This is a genomic window from Thiocapsa rosea, assembly GCF_003634315.1.
Classification (GTDB): domain Bacteria; phylum Pseudomonadota; class Gammaproteobacteria; order Chromatiales; family Chromatiaceae; genus Thiocapsa; species Thiocapsa rosea.
Genome location: NZ_RBXL01000001.1, coordinates 2241465 through 2261275, shown reverse-complemented (window position 1 = coordinate 2261275; position 19811 = coordinate 2241465). Strand labels below are relative to the sequence as shown.

18 protein-coding genes are annotated in these 19811 nt (G+C 64.5%); 8 read left to right on the top strand and 10 right to left on the bottom strand.

The features are described 5' to 3' along the window. Positions 1–358: 358 nt before the first annotated feature. The 4 genes from bchO to BDD21_RS10030 form a co-directional block, all read right to left on the bottom strand. Positions 359–1261 (bottom strand): alpha/beta fold hydrolase BchO, encoded by a 903-nt coding sequence (gene bchO / locus BDD21_RS10045; RefSeq protein ID WP_120797062.1) that lies wholly within the window; start codon positions 1259–1261, stop codon positions 359–361. A gap of 144 nt (positions 1262–1405) precedes the next feature. Then, positions 1406–3208 carry a magnesium chelatase subunit D gene (locus BDD21_RS10040; RefSeq protein ID WP_120797061.1) on the bottom strand — a complete coding sequence of 601 codons (1803 nt, stop codon included), beginning with the start codon at positions 3206–3208 and terminating at the stop codon, positions 1406–1408. Beyond that, positions 3205–4230 carry a magnesium chelatase ATPase subunit I gene (gene bchI, locus BDD21_RS10035; protein WP_120797060.1) on the bottom strand — a complete coding sequence of 342 codons (1026 nt, stop codon included), beginning with the start codon at positions 4228–4230 and terminating at the stop codon, positions 3205–3207. Before bchI ends, BDD21_RS10040 begins: the two co-directional genes overlap by 4 nt. Positions 4231–4445: 215 nt before the next feature. Next, positions 4446–5456 carry an alpha/beta fold hydrolase gene (locus BDD21_RS10030; protein ID WP_120797059.1) on the bottom strand — a complete coding sequence of 337 codons (1011 nt, stop codon included), beginning with the start codon at positions 5454–5456 and terminating at the stop codon, positions 4446–4448. An 87-nt stretch (positions 5457–5543) separates the two neighbouring features. Here BDD21_RS10030 and BDD21_RS10025 point away from each other — a divergent pair, with 87 nt between their 5' ends. The 3 genes from BDD21_RS10025 (at position 5544) to BDD21_RS10015 (ending at position 7732) form a co-directional block, all read left to right on the top strand. After that, a complete protein-coding gene (locus BDD21_RS10025) occupies positions 5544–6830 on the top strand; it encodes a Coenzyme F420 hydrogenase/dehydrogenase, beta subunit C-terminal domain (protein WP_120797058.1) in 1287 nt (428 codons plus the stop codon). A 319-nt stretch (positions 6831–7149) separates the two neighbouring features. Then, on the top strand, positions 7150–7419 hold the full coding sequence (locus tag BDD21_RS10020) for a type II toxin-antitoxin system Phd/YefM family antitoxin (protein WP_120797057.1): 270 nt from the start codon (positions 7150–7152) through the stop codon (positions 7417–7419). A gap of 4 nt (positions 7420–7423) precedes the next feature. Continuing rightward, positions 7424–7732: a type II toxin-antitoxin system RelE/ParE family toxin gene (locus BDD21_RS10015; RefSeq protein WP_120797056.1), complete on the top strand. Its 309-nt coding sequence runs from the start codon at positions 7424–7426 to the stop codon at positions 7730–7732. Between the two features lie 328 nt (positions 7733–8060). Here the strand turns inward: BDD21_RS10015 and BDD21_RS10005 are convergent, their stop codons facing one another. After that, the gene (locus tag BDD21_RS10005) at positions 8061–8348 is read right to left on the bottom strand and encodes a helix-turn-helix domain-containing protein (protein WP_120797055.1); all 288 of its coding nucleotides are present in this window, start codon (positions 8346–8348) and stop codon (positions 8061–8063) included. 216 nt (positions 8349–8564) lie between these two features. Here BDD21_RS10005 and BDD21_RS10000 point away from each other — a divergent pair, with 216 nt between their 5' ends. Next, the gene (locus tag BDD21_RS10000; protein WP_120797054.1) at positions 8565–9305 is read left to right on the top strand and encodes a hypothetical protein; all 741 of its coding nucleotides are present in this window, start codon (positions 8565–8567) and stop codon (positions 9303–9305) included. Positions 9306–9312: 7 nt separating this feature from the next. On the opposite strand, the gene BDD21_RS09995 is transcribed toward BDD21_RS10000, so the two are convergent. From BDD21_RS09995 to BDD21_RS09980, 4 genes are all read right to left on the bottom strand, one after another. Then, on the bottom strand, positions 9313–11811 hold the full coding sequence (locus tag BDD21_RS09995) for a DNA methyltransferase (protein ID WP_120797053.1): 2499 nt from the start codon (positions 11809–11811) through the stop codon (positions 9313–9315). A gap of 576 nt (positions 11812–12387) precedes the next feature. Further along, positions 12388–12609, bottom strand: a complete 222-nt coding sequence (locus BDD21_RS09990; RefSeq protein ID WP_120797052.1) for a PIN domain-containing protein — start codon at positions 12607–12609, stop codon at positions 12388–12390. Between the two features lie 369 nt (positions 12610–12978). Beyond that, a complete protein-coding gene (locus tag BDD21_RS09985) occupies positions 12979–13650 on the bottom strand; it encodes a ParA family protein (RefSeq protein ID WP_120797051.1) in 672 nt (223 codons plus the stop codon). Positions 13651–13716: 66 nt separating this feature from the next. Then, entirely contained in the window at positions 13717–14427 is a 711-nt protein-coding gene (locus tag BDD21_RS09980) for a class I SAM-dependent methyltransferase (protein WP_120797050.1), read from the bottom strand. Between the two features lie 183 nt (positions 14428–14610). Here BDD21_RS09980 and BDD21_RS09975 point away from each other — a divergent pair, with 183 nt between their 5' ends. Further along, positions 14611–15012 (top strand): HIT family protein, encoded by a 402-nt coding sequence (locus tag BDD21_RS09975; protein ID WP_120797049.1) that lies wholly within the window; start codon positions 14611–14613, stop codon positions 15010–15012. Between the two features lie 156 nt (positions 15013–15168). Here BDD21_RS09975 and gloA read toward each other — a convergent pair whose 3' ends face one another. Continuing rightward, entirely contained in the window at positions 15169–15570 is a 402-nt protein-coding gene (gloA, locus tag BDD21_RS09970) for a lactoylglutathione lyase (protein ID WP_120799844.1), read from the bottom strand. A 287-nt stretch (positions 15571–15857) separates the two neighbouring features. Between gloA and BDD21_RS09965 the strand changes: the two genes are divergently transcribed. From BDD21_RS09965 to treZ, 3 genes are all read left to right on the top strand, one after another. Then, a complete protein-coding gene (locus BDD21_RS09965; RefSeq protein ID WP_007191453.1) occupies positions 15858–16061 on the top strand; it encodes a cold-shock protein in 204 nt (67 codons plus the stop codon). 123 nt (positions 16062–16184) lie between these two features. Then, positions 16185–17780, top strand: a complete 1596-nt coding sequence (locus tag BDD21_RS09960; protein WP_120797048.1) for an ABC-F family ATPase — start codon at positions 16185–16187, stop codon at positions 17778–17780. A 65-nt stretch (positions 17781–17845) separates the two neighbouring features. Then, positions 17846–19702: a malto-oligosyltrehalose trehalohydrolase gene (gene treZ, locus BDD21_RS09955; RefSeq protein ID WP_120797047.1), complete on the top strand. Its 1857-nt coding sequence runs from the start codon at positions 17846–17848 to the stop codon at positions 19700–19702. The last annotated feature ends 109 nt before the right edge of the window (positions 19703–19811 follow it).

Genomic DNA, 19811 nt, shown 5'->3' with positions numbered 1-19811 from the left:
TGGTTGACATTATAGCAGGATTGGGCGTTTGTCAGCCCCTGTTGGATCAAGTCAACGCCAAACTCGTGATCCGAGATCCGGCAGTTGAACGCTTCGTGTTTCACGAAAGGAGTTGACGACCTTGAGGATCGCGTTCAACTGCCGGATCTCGGATGATGAAGACCGGAGAGACAAAGCACCCGCGGTGCGGTTCGCTCCGCTGGCCATGTTCAATCAGAACGGCCGGTAGGGTAGACGAGCGAGAGCGAAGTCCACCCAGCCCTGCGCCGGCGCTGGTGGACTGCGCTGCGCTTGTCCACCCTACCGATCTGCAGCGACGTGGATGGGTTTACGAGGAGGCCGCTCCGCTCATCGAGCTCTACACCGCCCTGGTCCTTCTATCCGCAAGGCCCAACCGATCCGCGAGGCCCTTGACCAGATCCGCAACCTCTTCGGGCCGCTCCTCGTGGGCGAGATGCCCCAGACCCGGCAAGGAGAGCACCTCGGCGCTCGGGAGTCGCTCGCGCACGCGGCGAGCCTCGGACGGGGACACCGTCAGGTCGCCTTCGCCGACGACCAGAAAGAGCGGCGGCTCGAGACGGCTCAGCTCGGGCGCCAGCGCGGCCAGATCCCAGTTGGCCATCATGGCGAGGCTGGCGCCGACATGCGAGGGATGACGGACGAGGCGGTGATAGAGGTCGACGCCCGCCGGCTCCAGGGTCGAGCCGGTGCTCGCGACCAGACGCTCGACCACCCGCCGGTCGGCAGCGCGCCGGGCGAAGAGACGTGCGACCAAGACATTCGCGGCCATCAGCTTGGCCGCGGGCGAGAAGATGTGCGCCGGGAGTCCGCGCCAGGGCATCAGCGCGCCGTTCAGGCTCACTAGACCGCGCGGATGGATGGATCCATCCAGCGCCATTCGGATCAGGATCGCCGCACCCGCCGAGTGCCCCAGAACGAGATCGGGCGTGCAGTCGAGCTCACGAAGAAGGGCATGAACGGCCCCGGCCATGCCGGGCAAGGACATGCGTTTCGACGGCAAGGCACCGGTGAACCCGTGGCCGGGGAGATCGGGCGCGATGACGGTGAAGCGATCGGCGAGCGCCGGGGCAAAGGCACGCCAGGAGTGGGTCGCGGCACCCGTGCCGTGGAGCATGAGGAGGGTCGGCCCCGCACCCATCTGCTGGACGTGCCAGCGCAGGCCGCCGGCCTCGACGAAGCGGCTGGCCGTGCGATTCGGCCAGTCGCGACCCTCGATGTCCCAGCGTGGCGTGTCGGCCATCACGCGGCATCCGTAAGGATGACCCGCTCACGGGACGGTGGACTGGTACGCGACGCTTTGCTGATGCCTCGCTCCCGAAGAGTCGAGTGCAACTCGACGATCCCGGGGTGTGCGCCTTTGGGGGTCATCAGCGCGTTCCCGGGGTCATCCCGCCGCGCGCACGGCATGCGACAGCGAGGTCGCATCCGCATGCGGCAAGGGCAGATAGCGCGCACCCATCTCGACGGCCAGATCACGGCCCTGCTGCTGCGGACGCGGCGAGGTGTCGATCACCAAGGAGGTGATCTCGACCGAGCGCACCAACCGCGCCGCGGAGAGCGCATCCTCGTTGGCCCGCGCCCGTCCGCCGGTGCCGTCGCGCGCCACGTTGGCGCGACCGTCGGTCATGATGATGAGGATCGGCGTGCCGCCGCGGCGTTTGACCGAATCCGCCAACATCATTCCCAGGTCGATCCCGGACGCGAGCGGTGTGCCGCCGCCGCCCGGCAGGCTGGCCAGCGAACGCTTGGCCCGGACAAGCGAGCGAGTCGGCGGCAGCAGCACCTCGGCGAACTGACCGCGAAAGGCGACCAGCGCGACCCGGTCGCGGCGCACGTAGCAGTCTGCCAGCAGCAGCTCGACCGCGCCCTTGGCCTCGGCCAGACGATGCAGCGCCGAGGAACCCGAGGCATCCACGACGAAGATGGTCGTGGTCTCGGAGCGATGCTTGAAGCGGGTGATGCGGAAGTCGTCCTGACGGATCTCGATGCGGTTGGACTCGCCGCCGAAGCGCGCGACCTCTTCGCGACGCAGACGCTGCCAAGGTGCGGCGGCCCGCAGTGTCTCGACCACGTTCAGACGCAGACCGGCACGCGGCTCGCCGCGCAGGACACCGGCCGGTCGCCCGCGCAGGGGCGCATTCTGGACGGCACCGGCCTTGCCCGTGGCACGGGCGCGCGAGCGCCGCAGCTTGCCGAGCTGGAGCTGCGCGAGCAGGTCCGCCGGGATCGCCGCCTTGGCGGCTTCGAGCACCTGATCTTCGAGCTCTTTGGGCTCCTGCTGATCCTCGCCCTTGTCCTGCTCCTGATCCGGCTCTTCGGGTTCGGGCGGAGGCGGCTCGTCCGGCGGCTGTTCCATCGGCGGCAGCATGGTCGCGCGCGGTGCGAGCACCAATCGGCCGGCGACGGCGAGATCCTCGTCGGTGACCTCGGTGCGGCCGTCGAGCGCAGCCGCCGCGCAGGCCGCTCGGGCGGCAAAGATGGATGCGCGCAACGAGGGGATGCCCAAGGCCAAGGCGGTGCTGCAGAGCGCCTCGATCTGGGCGTCGCTCACGTCGATTGCGGGGAGCAAGGCGCGCGCGGCGAGGATCTCGTCGGCGTCGTAGTCGCAGGCGACCGCCTCGTGCACGCGGATGAGGGTCAGATCCTGATGGAAGGCGAGCCGGTCGAGCAACGCGTTGAGCAGACCTTCGTCGTCGCCGACACCCTCGTCCAGCGCAACCACGGCGAACCGCGCCGGCGAGCGCATCGCAAGACCGTCACGCTCGAGCACCACCTCGCCCGAATCGAAGGCCATGGTGAGACGCGCCGCGGTGCCGGCGCCGATGCGCTCGGCCATCGCCAGCTCGACAATTCCGCCGTTGGCCTCGACCAGCAGACCACGCTCGGCGACCGGTCGGCCGGCGCTCAGGGTCGCGGCCAGATCCAGACCGCCGAGCAGGCGACCGTCGGAGACATGCAGCGGGATGCGCCGCATCGGCGTGCCGGGCGGCTGCAAATCGCGCATGATCGTCAGCCACTGATCGCGCACCGGGCCGGCGAGCGAGCGCAACGCGACCCCGCCGGTTCCGACCGGGTCCACGGACATGAGGGCGGCCGCGAGCACGGCATCCTCCCAGCGCGAAACCCCGGCCTCGCCGTGCGGACGCTCGGGCTCCGACTCAGCAGGCATCGCCGCAGGACTGCTCATTCCCCGAACAACTCCCCGACCGCGCGCTGGACGCGGCTGGTCGAGCCGGACTCGTCCAGCGGATCGCGGCGCAGACGATGCCGAAGCGCGGAGGCCGCCACCTGAACCAGATGCGCATCCAGCACCATGTCATCGCCCTTGAGTGCCGCAAAGGCGCGGGCGGCGCGGATGAGGGTCAGCTCGCCGCGCAGTCCGTCGGTACCGAGCTTGATACAGAGCCGTCCCGCCTGCTCGAGGGTCGCGTCCGGGACCTCGACGGTCGGGAGAAAATCACGCGCCTTCTGGATCTGGCTGCGGACCTTGCCGTCCTGGCGCTTCCACTTCTGCACGAAGGCCGGCGGATCGCGCTCGAACTCGTCGCGCAGCCGCACGACCTTCATGCGGGTCGGCAGATCCTGCGGGGTCTTGACCTCGACGGAAAGACCGAAGCGGTCTTGGAGCTGCGGGCGCAGCTCGCCCTCCTCCGGGTTGCCCGAGCCGACGAGCACGAAGCGGGCGGGATGACGAATACTCAGACCCTCGCGCTCGACCAGGTTCTCGCCGGAGGCGGCGACGTCGAGCAGCGAGTCGACCAGATGGTCCTCCAACAGGTTGACCTCGTCGATGTAGAGGAAACCGCGATGGGCACGGGCCAGGAGCCCGGGCTCGAACGCCTTCTCGCCCTTGGTCAGCGCGCGCTCGAGATCCAGCGCGCCGATGACCCGGTCCTCGGTCGCACCGAGCGGCAGATCCACCACCGGCACCGGCACCATCCGGCTCTTCAGCGGAGCTTTGGCGCGCTTGGTCCGACACTCGGCGCAGAGCGCATCATCGCCCGCCTCAGGGTCGCAGTTATAGACGCAATCGACCGCGCGCATCTTCGGCAGAAGCGCCGCGAGACCACGAATCGCCGTGGACTTACCCGTCCCGCGGTCACCGAAGACGAGAACGCCGCCGATCGAGGGATCGATGGCCGCAATCAACAGGGAGCGCTTCATCTCCTCCTGGGCGACGACAGCGGAAAACGGAAACGGGATGGGCATACGCAGCGAACCTGGTTGCAGTGAAATTGAATTGCAGTGTGCTTGGACCGAAGGATACGGGGCGCGACCCTAGCGCCCCGACTTCAGTCAGGTCAAGCGGAGTCGGTCAATGCGAAGGCGTTTTTGCGCAAATCGCGTGCGATTTATCTTCTTTTCGCATCGACCCAAGCGCGCCCGGGCCGGAGATCGGTGCTGGACGGGCTTCGGAACGGTTGTCACAAGCCTCGCGCATCGAGCCAATCGCCCACGACGGCCTCGAACGCCTGCGGACATTCTTCCTGCGGAACATGCCCGCAGCCCTCGATCACGGCGAAGGTCGCATCCGGCAGGGCCTCGGCCACGCGCCGACTGTCCTCGATCGGCACCAGCCGATCGGTCTCGCCGCTGACCAGCAGCACCGGGATCCTCACCTCCGCAAGGTGCGCACTCACCGTCACCGGCGCCGAGAGCGACAAGGCCAGCAGCTCGCCCCAGGCGAGATCCCAACCCGCGATCCGGGTGTGAATCCCGAACTGCGCGCGACGCGCGTCCGAGATCTTGGTTGCATCGGCGTAGGACAGGTCCATCAAGGCGCCATCTTCGCCCAACTTGCGCGCGATCAATAGACTCAGACGACGCATCTGCGGCAGACTGGCCAACCACTCGGGCAGGGTCGGACGCGTGGCATAAACCCAGGGCGCGACCAGCACCAAGGCCGACACCCGTTCGGGATGCGCCAACGCAGCCTCCAGGGCGAGCGTTCCGCCCGAGGAATTCCCGACCAGGACCGCGCGCTCCAACCCGAGGGCATCCATCACCGCGAAGAGCTGTGTGATGGCGGCATCCTTCGAGTAGGGATTCGGACCGTCCCAGTCGGCCCGCATCGGCTTGGCACTGAGACCATAGGGAAGCTGATCGTAGGCGACCGCCCGGCCCCGAGCGGCGAAGGCATCGAGCACCGGCTGCCAGGTCCAGGCGTTGAAGGTGAAGCCGTGCAGCAGTAGGAAGGCCGTCGCATCCGACGGCGCCTCGGACAACGCCGGCGACGGCGGCTCGAGATAATGGACCGCAAGCCCCGCGGTCCCCACGAACGGAATCCCGACGAAACGGCTTTCCGCCGACGCCGCCTCGGCGTTGGAGGCAAGCCCGTCGCTCGGCTTCCCCGAGATCAGAAAAGGCCCGGCGACGACCGCCAAAACGACAAGTACAACGAGACCAGCCAACACCCTGAGGAGAATTCGAAGCATGTCCGTTCCTTCAATGACGAGCCCAATCACGAGCGGGGCGCTCGTCGCCGCCCACGAACCCAGGCACAACCTCCCGGGGGCAAGCAAATGACGAGCACCGACATTGCGCCGTTGGAAGAAGGTCCTTCGAAGGGACTCGACCAGATCTCGTTGCTCAGCAGCGACGAGCGGCTCAAGGGGCGTCCGCGTCTGTGTAGCGACTGCGGCTTCTGCGACAGCAGCCTCAAGCTGCTAATGTCTCAGACCTGCACCTTCGTGCGCAACCAGACCCGCGGGATCGAGCAGCGTCTGCACGGTCGCACCCGCCAAGCCGGCGAAGAAGGCCGCTTCGGGATCTATCGCGCCATGTATGCCGCGCGGATGGCTCGCCCCAACCCCCATGCGCAATGGAGCGGGATGGTCACGACCCTGGGCGCGCGCCTGCTCGAACAGGACAAGGTCGACGCCGTCATCACCACCGCCGCCGCACCCGGGACGCGCTTCAAAGCACTGCCGGTGCTGGCCCGCACCCCGCAGGAGGTCCTGGCGACCGCAGGCAACAAACCTTGCCTCTCGCCCGCGCTCGGCCTGATCGACGCGGTGCGCGAGCAAGGCATCAAGCGTCTCGCCGTCGTCGGCACCGGCTGCCAGGTCCATCAACTGCGCGCCGCCGAGGCCGAGCTGGGTCTGGAGCGCCTCTACGTCATCGGCATCCCCTGCAGCGACAACGTCAGCTATCCGGATCTCGAATATTTCCTCGCCCAGGTCTCCAAATCGCCCGAGACCGTCGTCCATCACGAGTTCATGCAGGACTTCAGCCTCTGGATGCGCCATGAAGACGGGCATGTCGAGCGCCTGAACTACATCGACTTCCCGATGGACAAGCTGCACGGGATCTTCCCGTCGTCCTGTCTCTCCTGTTTCGACTACGCCAACACACTCAGCGACATCACCATCGGCTACATGGGCGCCCCGTTCGGCTGGCAGTGGGTGATGGTGCGCACGCCCACGGGCGAAGAGCTCTTCGAGATGCTTCGCCCGGAGCTGGAGATCGGCGAGCTGACCGAATCCGGCGACCGCAACCGCGGAATGCCCCGTTACATGGAGCGTCTGAGCCACCCGCCGGGACAGAAACGCCCGCCGATGCCGATCCGCAAACTGGTCGCCATGCTCCAGCGCACCCGCGGGCCGAAGGGCCTGGAGTTCGCCCGCGCCGTCATCGAGATGAAGCTGCTGCGCAACCTCAACTACGTGCGCAGCAAGTTCCCCAAGTTCGAGTCACGCGTGGTGCCCGATCACGTCTACGAGACCCTCAAGCCCTACTCGGAGCTTTACGAGCAGACCTTCGGGCGGCCGCTGGCACCGACAGCGGCGGAGTCTGCGTCGGAGGGATAGGCGGACGCACCGGGCCGCGGAGGGTGTCGATGCAGGAGGCTGCGGCACCCGCCCTCCAAGCAACCTGTTGGCAGACCACTTAACAGGTGCTACTGTCGCCGCCAAGCAAGCCTAAACCGCGTCCAGAGCATCATGCCTCGTTTCCATTGTGCGTTTGGCTTCGGAGATATCCTCGATCCCAGTGAGACGCGGTTTAGAATTTAATATTTCTTAGTACTTTAAACCGCGCCAACTCCAACAGTGGTCGGAGCTGGCGCGGCCAAGCCACTCCAACAAACAACGCATACCGCACCGGGCGCGGTTTGGAGATGAGGCGACGATGAGCGTGAAATTCTCCGAAGACGTGGTCCCGTTGACCGACCTCAAGGTCAACCCCGGCCGTGTGGTCAAACACGCTGTCGAGGCCCATCGGCCGGTGCTGCTTACCAGCAGAGGGCGCGGGGTTGCGGTGATTCAGTCCGTGTCCGACTACGAGCAGGCTGCGGAGGAACGCGCCTTCATGCGCGCGGTGGTCGCGGGATTGGCCGACTTGGACGCCGGCCGCGAGGTTTCCCTAGCCGAGGCCAAGGCACGATTCGGCTTGAAATAGCGGCATGGGCATCGCCGGGATCAGCTTCGCCGATTCCGCGCTCGGCGACTTGGCGGGCATCCAGGAATGGTACGGCGCGGAAGGGGTGCCGGAGATCGGCGACCGGCTCGTCGCCGAGATCTTCCAGCGGGTCGAGTTGCTCGCCGACCAGCCGGACATCGGCCGGATTGTCCCGGAGTTTGGCCAATCATTCCTGCGCGAGTTGATCCATCCGCCCTTCCGGATCGTCTATCGCCGGGAATCGAAGCGGGTTCGTGTCGTCCGCGTTTGGCGCGGCGAACGGTTGTTGCGGCTGCCCGCATCGGCCAAGTGAAATTTGCTCCATCCGGGTCGCTTTCGCGACATCGCCATCGCCATAACCGCAGCCGACGCCGTCCAGCGCATTGCTTGAGTCGCTTCGACTCGGAAGCCGTTCCGACCGCTTTTCCCCGCGGCGTCGAGCCATGATGGCGCGGCTTCCGCGCGAACCTTGCAAAACCAACCACCACCCCATTCAGCCAACCAAGCAGGATCCGGTCTACGGCACCTTGGTAATCCAGGGATCGACGGCGGTCACGCCCGCAGCAACAACATCGCCGGGATCTCGCGTCACCACGGCCAGGCCGTGTCGGTTGGTATCCAGCAGCCAACCACTCACAGCGTCACGTCCCGAACCGGCCCCTTGACCTTCGGGTTTTCGAAGACGAGCTGGGTTGCTTGCGTCCCTGCTCCCAACCCTGCAGGGTGCGAACCGAGACCCCGAGAAACTTCGCGAACTGCGCTTGGGAGAGCCTGGTTTCCTGTCCCGCGGCCAGTGCCGGGGGCCATACCACGCGTCCCTCGCCGGCCTTCATTTCGCCGATGGCCTCGATCAGGTCTGCTGTCAGATCGCGCTCGGCCTCGCAGGCATCCAGTTCTGCGCCGGTAAGGGGCTCAGTTTTCGAGTGCACGGCGAATCTCTTTAAGTTTCGGGCCAGTGAGTTGGCCGGTGCCGACGCGGCACCAAGCCAGCGATCTGTGAATCCGCGGCTCGGCAGGGGCGGGTGTCTACTCCCGACGGAGCAACTCCACCGCTTTGAAGCGGTTGCGATACCTCTCGATCGCGGTACTCAGATTGTCCTTGGCGCGATAAAATCGCACCCTTTCGAATTGGGACCATCGGCTCAATGACACATAGCGTCGAGATCTTCCTCGCAGCTCATCACGCGATGGCGTCGGGCCTTCACATGATTCCTCGGAGCGCCAACGATAAGGAGTATTTTCCGCAGGACTGGTTCGCGGAGCGGGTCACCGCGCTTGGGTTGCCATTGTCGCCGCAAGGTCGCAACAGCTATCCGGATTTCTGGGTCGGCGATGACGCAAGGTCTCCGGTCGAGGGTTACGAGATCAAATCGCTGGCCTTCAATCACGGTCGACCGGCCCGCAAGGACTACGATTCGAACAGCACGATTCCGTCCGGCCGGAAGGACTGCAAGGATGTGTTTCTCGTCTTCTTCCTCTACACGGGAATCGGCGCGAGTCCGCGCCCGGTGCATTCGCTCTGTATCGCGCATGGCGACGTCATCAACGCCGATCATCTCGTCGCGGCCGCACATGTCAACGAGGCCATCAAGGGCTTTGGATCCTATGGAGAAGGGTTCATCCGTGATCGGAAGATGTATGTTTTTCCGCATCCCTTCGCGGTGTACCCGGCCGGAATCGGCCGTTGCAGTCTTATCCTGCCGTCCGATCGCGGTGTCTCGGACTCTCGGCTGGTTCCGGTTGGCGTGCTGGAGCGAACCGTCGCGACGGAAGCACTCGAAGGCTACCAGGTCCACCTGGATGGCAAGACCAAAGCGACCAAACGGACGACAAAACGCGCTGATGCCGGACAGAGGCGTCGCTTCGACATCTTCGAAGCGCGCTGATCGGATCTCAGAAGAGAGATGCTTGCACGCCGATGTCCGTTGGGTTTGAGGCTGGAGTTTGGACCTGTTTGCCTTGCTCTTCGTGGATCTCTTGTGACATCGACGCGCAACCATCCAGGGCATGCTCGAAGGCGACCAACCCATCTGCTGCCGTTCGGCCCGCGCAAAGCTCTACGAGCGCCTGACTGTAGACGACGATCCGGACATCGTTGAGCGACAGGTGCCGTCCGGTGCTGTTGAAGCGACGGACTTTTTCCGTCGCCGCTGTCGCCGCGGCCTCCAGAGCGTTCTCGACCGCGACCAGTGGGCGGCGATCTGCTGCCACCTTCCGGCAGACCATCAGCACATCCAGATCGATCGGCGACTTAGCGGCCAGTTTCGGCATGGCAACCGACATTTCTGCCTTGACCGGTTGGGCCTGAACCAGCCGGAAACCGGCCCCGAGCACCGAGGCGGCCACCGACGTCCACCCATCCTCGCGCGAGTGATGGTAAGAGAACACCAAGAGTCCCTCGTCCTTGAGAACGCGATGGCACTCGGTGAAAACGCCTTTCAGTTTGTCCGAGAAGCGGTCTGACTCCGTGTCCTGCACCTCCCGAGGATGCCGGGTCGTGTCCGGAGTCTCCGCTTCTGCCTCGCCGAACCAGAGCCGATGCCAGACATGGAAGAAATCAGCCAGCTCGGAATAATGCACGTTGTCGTAGAAGGGCGGATCCGTGACCACGGCATCCACGCAGCGGTCGGGGAGATCCGTAGCGGCCGAGTCCCCACAGGAGAGATAGACCGCGCCAGGCGCCAATCCGGACGACGGCCAAGCGTCCAGTAGGTCGGCCCCCATGGGACGACTCTTACCGAAGAGCTTGCGCCCCGCCTGTTTTCCGGCGGATCGGTCCAGGGTGATCTCGAAGGGCGCGGCCTTGTAGTCGACGGCGCGCAGCAGCCGCGATTGAAACAGGTTCAGGTAGGAGCCGGAGCTTTTGCTCGTGCCCCACAGGTTAGCCTCGATGGGGTTGCGCTCGGGCTTGAGGACATGGTGCGAGAACATGTGTCGGACAGCCCCGGTGCCCTCGCCCTTGTAGCTCGCGAAGAGATTGTTGAACTCCAGCACCCCTGAGAGCAACATGAAGAGCGCGTCCCGCTCCGCACACGTCGGCAAATCGCCGATCGCACCGGCCAGCAGACCGATGGCTAGCAGTTGGCGGCTGTTGAAAAACTGGTCCCAACGGCGATAGCCGTAGTTCAGGACCTGGCGGGTGTTGTATCCCGATTGAATTTCGACCTGCGGGATCGGCGGCGCTAAGACATCAAATGCGTGACAGGCGTCTTGGTAGGCCGCTTCGTCCTCGGGCGTTGCCCGCAGATACTCCTTGGTGCCGTCTGCACGCAGAACCAGCTTCGCGTAGAGCCTGTGTCGAGGCGGCTCGCCTTGGGCGCGTGCGGTCTTCGCAATCGGAAACCGGCTGTCGCAATGCCCGCAGTGGGCGATCGCGCCGACCGCAGCTCCTGCGTGAGGATCGAAGGTCTTTTGGCAGGCGGGACAGCGCACCAGTTGATCGGTGAACTTCGCGGGAAACACCTCGCCGCAGTGGGCGCAGTTCACCTGAACGCCGGGATGCTTCTTCACATAGGCGTGCTTCGCGAAGATCCTGCTCGAGAACAGATCCACCGGCCTACTGCAATCCGGACAGTCGAGCTGCTTAACCCAAAACCAGTAGAGGACATCGCAGGGCTCGCCGTTGCCGTCCCGGCTGGCGTAAAGCGCCCGAATCCGTGGGGCCGCAGTCGCTTCAAGTTGGGCGAACAGATTCAGCAGGCGGGTTCGGTCGATCGGCGCCAAGGCGGTTCGAACGACTCGCCAAGCGACCGGATTGATGTCCCGCCCAATCACGGTACAACCCAGCTTGTGGGCCTCCCCGACCGTAGTTCCGCTGCCCATGAATGGATCGTAGATCACCGGTCCCGGCAGTTTGACGGCGCTCGCATAGAGATCCATGACCCCCGTCCCCTTGGGCGTCGCGCAGCCTAGGATCACCGCCCGGAACACGCTGCCGAGGCGTTGCGCCCACCACTTGTGGGTATGGTAGATCGGGCGCCAGACCTCTTTGCGCCAGCTCTCCACCTCCGCGATGTCGCTCAGATGCTCGAAGGGAAAGCCGTCCTCAATGGATCGCATGCTCGATTCGCCGAGCACTGGCTCACCGTAGGACTCACCGGACTCCGCAACCATCATTTCGGCAAGATCAGTCAGGGCGGCAGCGACCTGATGAGGGGCTTTCTCGACGAGCTGACGCAAGGAAGGCGGGAGTCGCCCTGCGATCAGGAGCAGCTCGTCGAGCGGAATTTCAAGTGCCTCGGCGAGGCGGGCAAGCAAGGTTTCCGAAGGCGGTGTTGCCCCGGATTCAACGCGGGAAAGATGGGCGGGGTCGATCCGGCAGCGCGACGCGGCCGCGCGCAGCGATAGGCCGAGTTGTTCGCGGCGGGTCTTGATGACGTCGTGGATGGTCATGGCGGTAGGGTAAGGAGTGTTGACCTATCGGTCAACGTTTGGCTGTTTCCCAAGCCCATCTCTTTCGATCGATGTCAGTTTCTTTCCTTCGCCTGTCTCCAATCCTGACGAGCGACCCCAAAGCTGGGTGTCCGCTTCTGTCGCGGTCAGTCCGGTGGACGAGATTGCAGCAACCGCAAGGCGCTGCCACAATCCCAAGGAGATTCGTCGGGCCGGAGGTATCACGAATAAGGTTAGATCGCCCGAGCGCAGCGAGCGACGATCTGAACCGGTTGTTGGACGAGCCCGGTATCGTGGCGGTTTGGGGGGATAGAAAATAGCTTTTGCAAGGCCGAGGGAGCGCCGGGCTCGGATGCCGACAAGGAAGAACCGAGGACAGACAACTATTTCCGCGTGTCAATCAAGGGTCCGCTCCCCCGGCTTATCGAACCAGCTATACCGACAGCCGCGCCAATAGGCGACGCGGTCGGTCAGGTGCGAGTCAACCGATGACACCCAGCAACCGGCTCTCGGGCAGAACGGCCCAAATCCCGGTCGGTCGAGCACGGGAAATTTCAGACCGCTCGCGCGTCGTCGTCATGGTCCGCCAAGATTCGGCTCATCGAACCCCGCGATCTCCCGATGCACTTGACGCTTTCCCACCGGGAGCAGCGCCAAGCCGTAGCGAGTCTCCCACCGGTTGACTGCCGAGAGCGCCAAGCCCTCCATACCTGCGCCATCGATCCAGGCGAGGACTGCGGGACTTGGTTCCGGACGCATCAACTCGGAGACGACATTGGTATCGAGCAGGCAGACCATGCCGCTCAATTAGAACTCGGGTTCCGAAAATCCGGAACCTTAAAGCCGAACCCCGCCCTCTCACCCAGATCGATGCCACCCTGCGGCCCAAAATAGCGCCTGACAATCTCAGAAGGGGTTGCCTGCGCCACAGACTGTTGGCGTTTCTCACAAATCAGACGCCGCACCATTTCTTCCATCGAGATGCCTTGCCGCGCGGCTTCTCTTTGCAGCCATTCTTTGTCCGCTCAATCGATCCGGCGCACTGTGATGTTGGCCATAGCCTCCTCCGGTGATTGACCCGAATGACGCATCGGGCTAATGCAAGCATCTACTGCATGCAAGATGGACTGGATCATGAACGGACCACAGTCTCCGGGTTAAACGCCTTCAGGTCAGTCGGATTCCCGTTGATCGAACCAGCTTGTCGACAAGAGGCGCAAGGCTGTCCGGCGGCTCCCCGCCGCCGAAGAGCGCCGGCCAGGCGTCCTCGCGCGGAATGGCCTCGGGAAGAAGATCGAGGCCCAGGTCGGCGATCGCGGCCGCGAAGGGTGCGAGCGCTTCGTCGCCGACTTGGTTGAAGAGGACGCTGACCGCGAGTCGCGCCCCTCGCCGATGAAGATCCGCGACGAGATCGGCGACGGACTCCAGCGCCCACACATCCGGCCAAGCCGGGCGGGTGGGGACCAAGAGCCGATCGACACCCGCGAGGATCTCCATGACCTCGGCGCTGACGGTCGGCGGGCAGTCGACGAGGACGGCATCGAAGCACCCCGCGCGCTCGGCCCAGTCGTGCCAGAGCGCAAATCCGCTGTCCGCCCGCACGGCGATTCCGAATCGGTCGGCGAAGCGCTCGCCCCAGGCTGCGGCCGTGCCTTGCGGATCGGTATCCAAGAGCAGCACCCGCGCACCGTGCGCGGGCGGGTGCCCTTCCGCGTCAAGGCCCGCTGCGGATCCGCCGGCCAGACGTACCGCGCAGCCGATGGCGAGGCTGGTCTTGCCCGTTCCGCCCTTGCGATGCCAGAAGGCGATGCGTGGCGGGGTCATGGGGACTGTGCTCATGAGTCTCCGGTGCGGTCGATGCGGCCCGGATCACGCGATCGGATCATGGTCGCCTCCCCGGTCGCGTCAGTTGACCCGGCGCAACAGATCGACCCGATGCGGCTTCCACAAGCGAACGCCTTGCGGTGTTAGATGGCGCTCGAAGGCCGCGCGAATCTCGGCCAGACGGGCGGCGTCGAGATTTCGCTCGCTGTGGGTCACGTCGATGAAGCGAGCGGCAAAGCTCGACCAGTCGGGATAGATGCCCTCGGACTCGAAGAAGACCTCCTGCACCGACTCGAACAGTCCTGCATCGACGGCATTCCGGAGGGCCTCGAACGCGGCTTCGCGGACCAGACGCTCATCGTCGATCAAGCGCATGATGGCGTTGAAGTCGCCCCAGTAAACGGGCTCGGAGACATAGAGCAGACCGCCGGGGACCAGCACGCGATGGATCTCGCGCAGTGCTTGATCCATGGCTGCGACCGGGACATGGTGGAGCGACTTGAGCATGACGACGAGGTCGTAGCTGGCGTCGGGATCCGCGATCGACTCGGCGCCGCCGTAGCGAAAGATCACCTGCGGCAGATCCGCGATCGCGAGGTTGCGCGCGTGCTGGATGCGATCGACCTCGGTCGCCGTGATCCGGGCTGCGCCGAGCCGGGTGGCCAGCGCACGCGTCATGTAGGCGGCGCCGCAACCCAGCTCCAGGACACGGCGGTCGCGCACCTGAATCAAGTCGCCGAGGAGATCGATTTCCTCGCAACGACGGTAGGCATTCGGATCGTTGATCTGCATGATGTGCAGTGACTCCTTTTGAGCGATCTGTCGATCATGTCGCGTGTCGCGGAGGCCGGCTCGACAGCCACAGCCGATCCGGCGGGATTCGCTATCCTAACCGCTCGGGCCTAACCGCTCGGGCAGCCGAGCCGTCAGGTGCGAAGCATGCCCGATGCCAGCACTCAAAGGAGCGCCGCGATCATGACCGACTTCACCCTTCATCCCCGGCTCCTTGCCGATTGCCATCTGCTGGGCCGCTTGTCCGCGAGTCGCCTGCTCCTGCATCGCAACGCGGCCGTGCCCTGGTTGATCCTGGTGCCGGAGACCGATTTGAGCAATCTGTTGGATCTGCCGATCCCACAGCGCGATGCCGTCCTCGCCGACTGCAAGCAGGTCTCGGACTATCTGACGGCCGTTCTGGGGTGCCCCAAGGTCAACGTGGCTTGGATCGGCAATCTGGTGCCGCAACTGCATGTCCATGTTATCGGCCGAAGCCCGGCCGACCCCTGCTGGCCGAAGCCCGTTTGGGGGCATCTGGTAGCGACACGGGCCTACACGCAGGACGAGGTGGACAGGTTCAAAGCCGGACTTGGGGGCGACTGAGGGACTCTCCGGGAAAGCATCAACCAACCCCGGGGCGACTCAAGTCGCCCCTGCAGTCGCCCCGGCAAGTCTTGCGGATATGTGCGGTCGGGAGGCTTGGTCCCGGAAATCACCTCAGAGCGATCGCGCGGTTCGGCGCAGCGGACCAGGGGATCCTCAAGCCTTTGACGCCCGCTGCCTTGCGCCGATCAGCTCGATCGGGTAACCGTCCGGATCCTCGACGAAGGCGATGATGGTGCTGCCGGCGTTCATGGGTCCGGCATCGCGGATGATCTTGCCGCCCTTCGCTTTGATCCGGTCCGTCGCCTCGTAAACATCGTCGACCTCGATCGCGATATGGCCGTACCCGCTGCCCAAGTCGTAGTGCTCCACGCCCCAGTTGAAGGTCAGCTCGATCACGGTCTGCTCCGACTCGTCGCCGTAGCCGAGAAACGCAAGTGTAAACTCTCCCTCCGGATAATCCTTTTGACGCAGGAGCTTCATCCCGAGGATCTCGGTGTAGAACGCGATGGAGCGCTGCAGATTGCCGGTGCGCAGCATGGTGTGGAGGATTCTCATCCGGGTGGCCTTTCGGTGGTTGTCGAGGGGGCAAATGATCTCACATCGCCGGATGCCTGCCGTACCCGACCGAGACGCCGCCGAGCGCTGCAGGATCGATCGCAAGGTTTTTCGAAGAAAGACCTTGAAAAACGATTCGGTATTGGGCATGATGTGTCGCGTGCAGTGCTACCTTGTAGTATTTCGGTTGTTCCTCCTCTCCGCGTGACGTGGCAGATCCTTCCGTAATCTCCCGACAGTCGCCTGCATATGTGCAACACGTTTCGTTAAATCAGAGAATACCGTAAATGGCTACAGGCACAGTTAAGTGGTTCAGTGACGAGAAGGGCTTCGGCTTTATCGCTCCTTCCGACGGCTCCAAGGACGTCTTCGTCCATCACAGCGCCGTCCAAGGCAGTGGCTTCAAGTCGCTGGCCGAGGGACAAAGCGTCTCGTACGACGTCGAGCAAGGCCAGAAGGGCCCGAGCGCGACCAACGTCGTACCGAAGTAAAAACAGCCTTCAGGTGCCCGTCACCTGAGCTGAAAAAGCCCCGCCAGCTGCGGGGCTTTTTGCGTTTGCGGTCCGTCGAATGTCGCCGGCCCGCCCCTCTATTTTCTCTTGCGGAACCCTGCTTTGATCTCCACAGCCAACATCACCATGCAGTTCGGCGGCAAGCCGTTGTTCGAAAACGTCTCCGTGAAATTCGGCGGAGGCAATCGCTACGGCCTGATCGGCGCCAACGGCTGTGGAAAATCCACCCTGATGAAGATCCTCGGCGGAGATCTTGAACCCAGCGCCGGCAACGTCTCCGTGGAGCCCGGCAAGCGGCTCGGCAAACTGCGCCAAGACCAGTTCGCCTTCGAGAACTACGGGGTGCTCGACACCGTCATCATGGGTCACGAGGAGTTGTGGCAGATCAAGAAGGAGCGCGATCGCATCTACGCGCTACCGGAGATGAGCGAGGAAGACGGCATGGAGGTCGCGCACCTGGAGGTGCACTTCGCCGAGCTGGACGGCTACACCGCCGAGGCGCGTGCAGGCGAGCTGCTGCTCGGCCTGGATATCCCGCTGGAGCAGCACGAAGGCCCCATGAGCGCCGTCGCACCCGGTTGGAAGCTGCGCGTGCTGCTTGCCCAGGCACTGTTCGCCGACCCGGACATCCTGCTGCTCGACGAGCCCACCAACAACCTGGATATCAACAGTATCCGCTGGCTCGAAGAGGTGCTGAATGCGCGCAACAGCACGATGATCATCATCTCGCACGACCGGCACTTTCTGAACAGTGTCTGCACCCACATGGCCGACTTGGACTACGGCGAGCTGCGGGTCTACCCCGGCAACTACGACGAGTACATGACCGCCGCCAGCCAGGCGCGCACGCGTCTCTATTCGGACAACGCCAAGAAGAAGGCCCAGATCGCCGAGCTGCAGACCTTCGTCAGCCGCTTTTCGGCGAACGCCTCCAAGGCGAAGCAGGCGACCTCGCGCCAGCGCCAGCTCGAAAAGATCAAGCTCGAGGACATCAAGCCGTCGAGCCGGGTCAACCCCTTCATCCGCTTCGGTCAAGACAAGAAGCTCTATCGTCTGGCTCTGGAGGTTGAATCACTGGTCAAAGGCTACGACGGCACGCCGCTGTTCACGGGCCTGGACCTGACGGTGGAGGTCGGCGAGCGGGTGGCCATCATCGGCCCCAACGGGATCGGCAAGACCACACTCCTGCGCAGCCTCGCCGGCGACCTCACGCCCGACGACGGCGAGATCAAATGGTCCGAGAACAGCACCTTGGGTTATTTCGCCCAGGACCATGCAGCCGATTTCGCCGACAACACCACCCTATACGACTGGATGGACCAGTGGAAACAACCCGGCGACGACGAGCAGGTCATCCGCGGCACCCTGGGGCGGCTGCTGTTTTCGCAAGACGAGATCAAGAAGCCCGTGAACGTGATCTCCGGCGGCGAGCATGGCCGCATGCTCTTCGGCAAGCTGATGCTGCAGAAGCCCAATATCCTGCTGATGGACGAGCCGACCAACCATCTCGACATGGAGTCCATCGAGTCGCTCAACACCGCGCTGGAAGACTACCCGGGCACCCTGATCTTCGTCAGCCACGACCGCGAGCTAATCTCGTCTCTTGCGACCCGGATCATCGAGCTGACGCCTCGGGGCGTGGTCGACTTCCGCGGGAACTACGAAGACTATGTAGAGCGCGAGGGCGCTGCGGCGTAGGGCGATTTGCGGCAAGACGCAACCCGCCTGCGCGACCGATTCATCCGAAATCGGAAGGGTGACGAATGCCAGCACGGCAGCAAACGATGCCCTTCGGTGCCGCGGTCGAGCGCGACGGAGCCGTGCGGTTTCGTCTGTGGGCGCCCGCCGCGCGGCAGATCGAGCTGTGCCTGAAACATCCCGCGGGCGAGCGCTGGCTTGAGATGCAAGCCACCGGCGCCGGCTGGTTCGAATTGCGGACGACCGAGGCACACCCGGGCACCCTCTACAGCTACCGCATCGATGGCGGCATCGAGGTTCCGGACCCCGCCTCGCGGTTTCAACCGCACGACGTGCACGGACCGAGCGAGGTCATCGATCCCGCGGCCTTCGACTGGGGCACGCACGCATGGGCGGGGCGGCCGTGGCACGAGGCGGTCTGCTACGAGCTGCATATCGGCACCTTCACCCCGGCGGGCACCTTCGGCGCCGCGATCGAGCGGCTGGACCATCTGGTCGCGCTCGGCATCACCGCGGTTCAAGTGATGCCCGTCGCGGATTTTCCCGGCCGGTGCAATTGGGGCTACGACGGTGCCCTGCTCTTCGCCCCCGACGCCAGCTACGGCCGCCCCGACGACCTCAAGCGGCTGGTGCTCGAGGCGCATCGACGGGGGCTGATGGTCTTCCTCGATGTCGTCTACAACCACTTCGGACCCGAGGGCAACTATCTCCATCTCTACGCCCCGCAGTTCTTCACCGGGCGCCACCATACGCCCTGGGGCGCCGCGATCAATGTCGACGGCCCCGGAAGCCGCGAGGTGCGCGCCTTCTTCATCCACAACGCGCTCTATTGGCTGAATGAATACGGTTTCGACGGCCTGCGCCTGGACGCCGTCCACGCGATCCTCGACGACTCACACCCCGACATCCTCACCGAGCTGGCCGAGACCGTACGCGCCGGTCCCGGTCGGCACAGACACATCCATCTGATCCTGGAGAACGACAGCAACGCAGCGGCCTACCTCACCCGAGACGACAGCGGCGTGCCGCGTTGTTACACCGCGCAGTGGAACGACGACTTCCATCATGTCGCGCACCTGATCGCGACCGGCGAGCGCGACGGTTACTACGCCGACTATGCCGATCGCCCCCTCTATTATCTGGCGCGCAGCCTCGCCGAGGGCTTTGCATTTCAAGGCGAGCCCTCGGCGTTTCGTCACGGCGAGCCGCGCGGCGAGCCGAGTGCCGCGTTGCCGCCGGACGCCTTCGTCAACTGGCTGCAGACGCACGATCAGGTCGGTAACCGCGCCTTCGGCGAACGTCTCCATACTTTGACGAGCCCCGAAGCACTCAAGGCCATGCTGGCGATTCTGCTGTTGGCCCCCTCCCCGCCGCTGCTCTTCATGGGCGAAGAGTGGATGGCACAGACCCCCTTCCTGTTTTTCTGCGATTTCGGCGAGGAGCTCGCCCGGTCCGTCACCGAAGGACGCCGGCAGGAATTTGCGAAGTTCGCCGCCTTCGCCGATCCCGCGGTACGCCGGTCCATTCCGGACCCAAACGATCCGGAGACCTTCGCTCGCTGCAAAATCGACTGGGCCAGCTCGCGCGAGCCCCGACAGCAAGAATGGCTCGCTTTCCACCGAAAGCTGCTCGAGCTGCGACGACGCGAGATCGTTCCGCGCATGGAACGCATTCGCGCGGGTACAGCCGACTTCATCCTGCTCGGTGACCAAGGACTTTCGGTGAGTTGGGTGCTGAACGACGGCACCCGACTCATGTTCGGCGCCAATCTGAGCGACACCGAGCTTCGGCTCCCCGAGCCTTCACGGCTAGTCGGCGCCACCCTTCTGCATCTGGAGCCCCCCGATGCCGGCCCGGCCTTGAACGCAAACCGACTGCCGCCCTGGTCGGTCGCCTGGCATCTGAAGGATGAAGGGCAGTGATGGACGCCGCCTGATAAGTGCCTGATGAGTCCTTGCACTCGCTCCAGGGTCTTCCGGGCACACGCCTGGAACGCAAACGTCAGCACGGTCGTGACGAGAGGGCTCCGAC

Bases quoted from the DNA above. Each gene is read 5' to 3' on its own strand.
- BDD21_RS10000 (WP_120797054.1), top strand. From the start codon at position 8,565: ATGACACATAGCGTCGAGATCTTCCTCGCAGCTCATCACGCGATGGCG.
- gloA (WP_120799844.1), bottom strand. From the start codon at position 15,570: ATGAGAATCCTCCACACCATGCTGCGCACCGGCAATCTGCAGCGCTCC.
- BDD21_RS09965 (WP_007191453.1), top strand. From the start codon at position 15,858: ATGGCTACAGGCACAGTTAAGTGGTTCAGTGACGAGAAGGGCTTCGGC.
- BDD21_RS10015 (WP_120797056.1), top strand. From the start codon at position 7,424: ATGGGCATCGCCGGGATCAGCTTCGCCGATTCCGCGCTCGGCGACTTG.
- bchI (WP_120797060.1), bottom strand. From the start codon at position 4,230: ATGCCCATCCCGTTTCCGTTTTCCGCTGTCGTCGCCCAGGAGGAGATG.
- bchO (WP_120797062.1), bottom strand. From the start codon at position 1,261: ATGGCCGACACGCCACGCTGGGACATCGAGGGTCGCGACTGGCCGAAT.
- BDD21_RS09975 (WP_120797049.1), top strand. From the start codon at position 14,611: ATGACCGACTTCACCCTTCATCCCCGGCTCCTTGCCGATTGCCATCTG.
- BDD21_RS09990 (WP_120797052.1), bottom strand. From the start codon at position 12,609: ATGGTCTGCCTGCTCGATACCAATGTCGTCTCCGAGTTGATGCGTCCG.
- BDD21_RS10040 (WP_120797061.1), bottom strand. From the start codon at position 3,208: ATGAGCAGTCCTGCGGCGATGCCTGCTGAGTCGGAGCCCGAGCGTCCG.
- BDD21_RS10025 (WP_120797058.1), top strand. From the start codon at position 5,544: ATGACGAGCACCGACATTGCGCCGTTGGAAGAAGGTCCTTCGAAGGGA.
- BDD21_RS09995 (WP_120797053.1), bottom strand. From the start codon at position 11,811: ATGACCATCCACGACGTCATCAAGACCCGCCGCGAACAACTCGGCCTA.
- BDD21_RS10020 (WP_120797057.1), top strand. From the start codon at position 7,150: ATGAGCGTGAAATTCTCCGAAGACGTGGTCCCGTTGACCGACCTCAAG.
- BDD21_RS09980 (WP_120797050.1), bottom strand. From the start codon at position 14,427: ATGCAGATCAACGATCCGAATGCCTACCGTCGTTGCGAGGAAATCGAT.
- BDD21_RS09985 (WP_120797051.1), bottom strand. From the start codon at position 13,650: ATGAGCACAGTCCCCATGACCCCGCCACGCATCGCCTTCTGGCATCGC.
- BDD21_RS10030 (WP_120797059.1), bottom strand. From the start codon at position 5,456: ATGCTTCGAATTCTCCTCAGGGTGTTGGCTGGTCTCGTTGTACTTGTC.
- treZ (WP_120797047.1), top strand. From the start codon at position 17,846: ATGCCAGCACGGCAGCAAACGATGCCCTTCGGTGCCGCGGTCGAGCGC.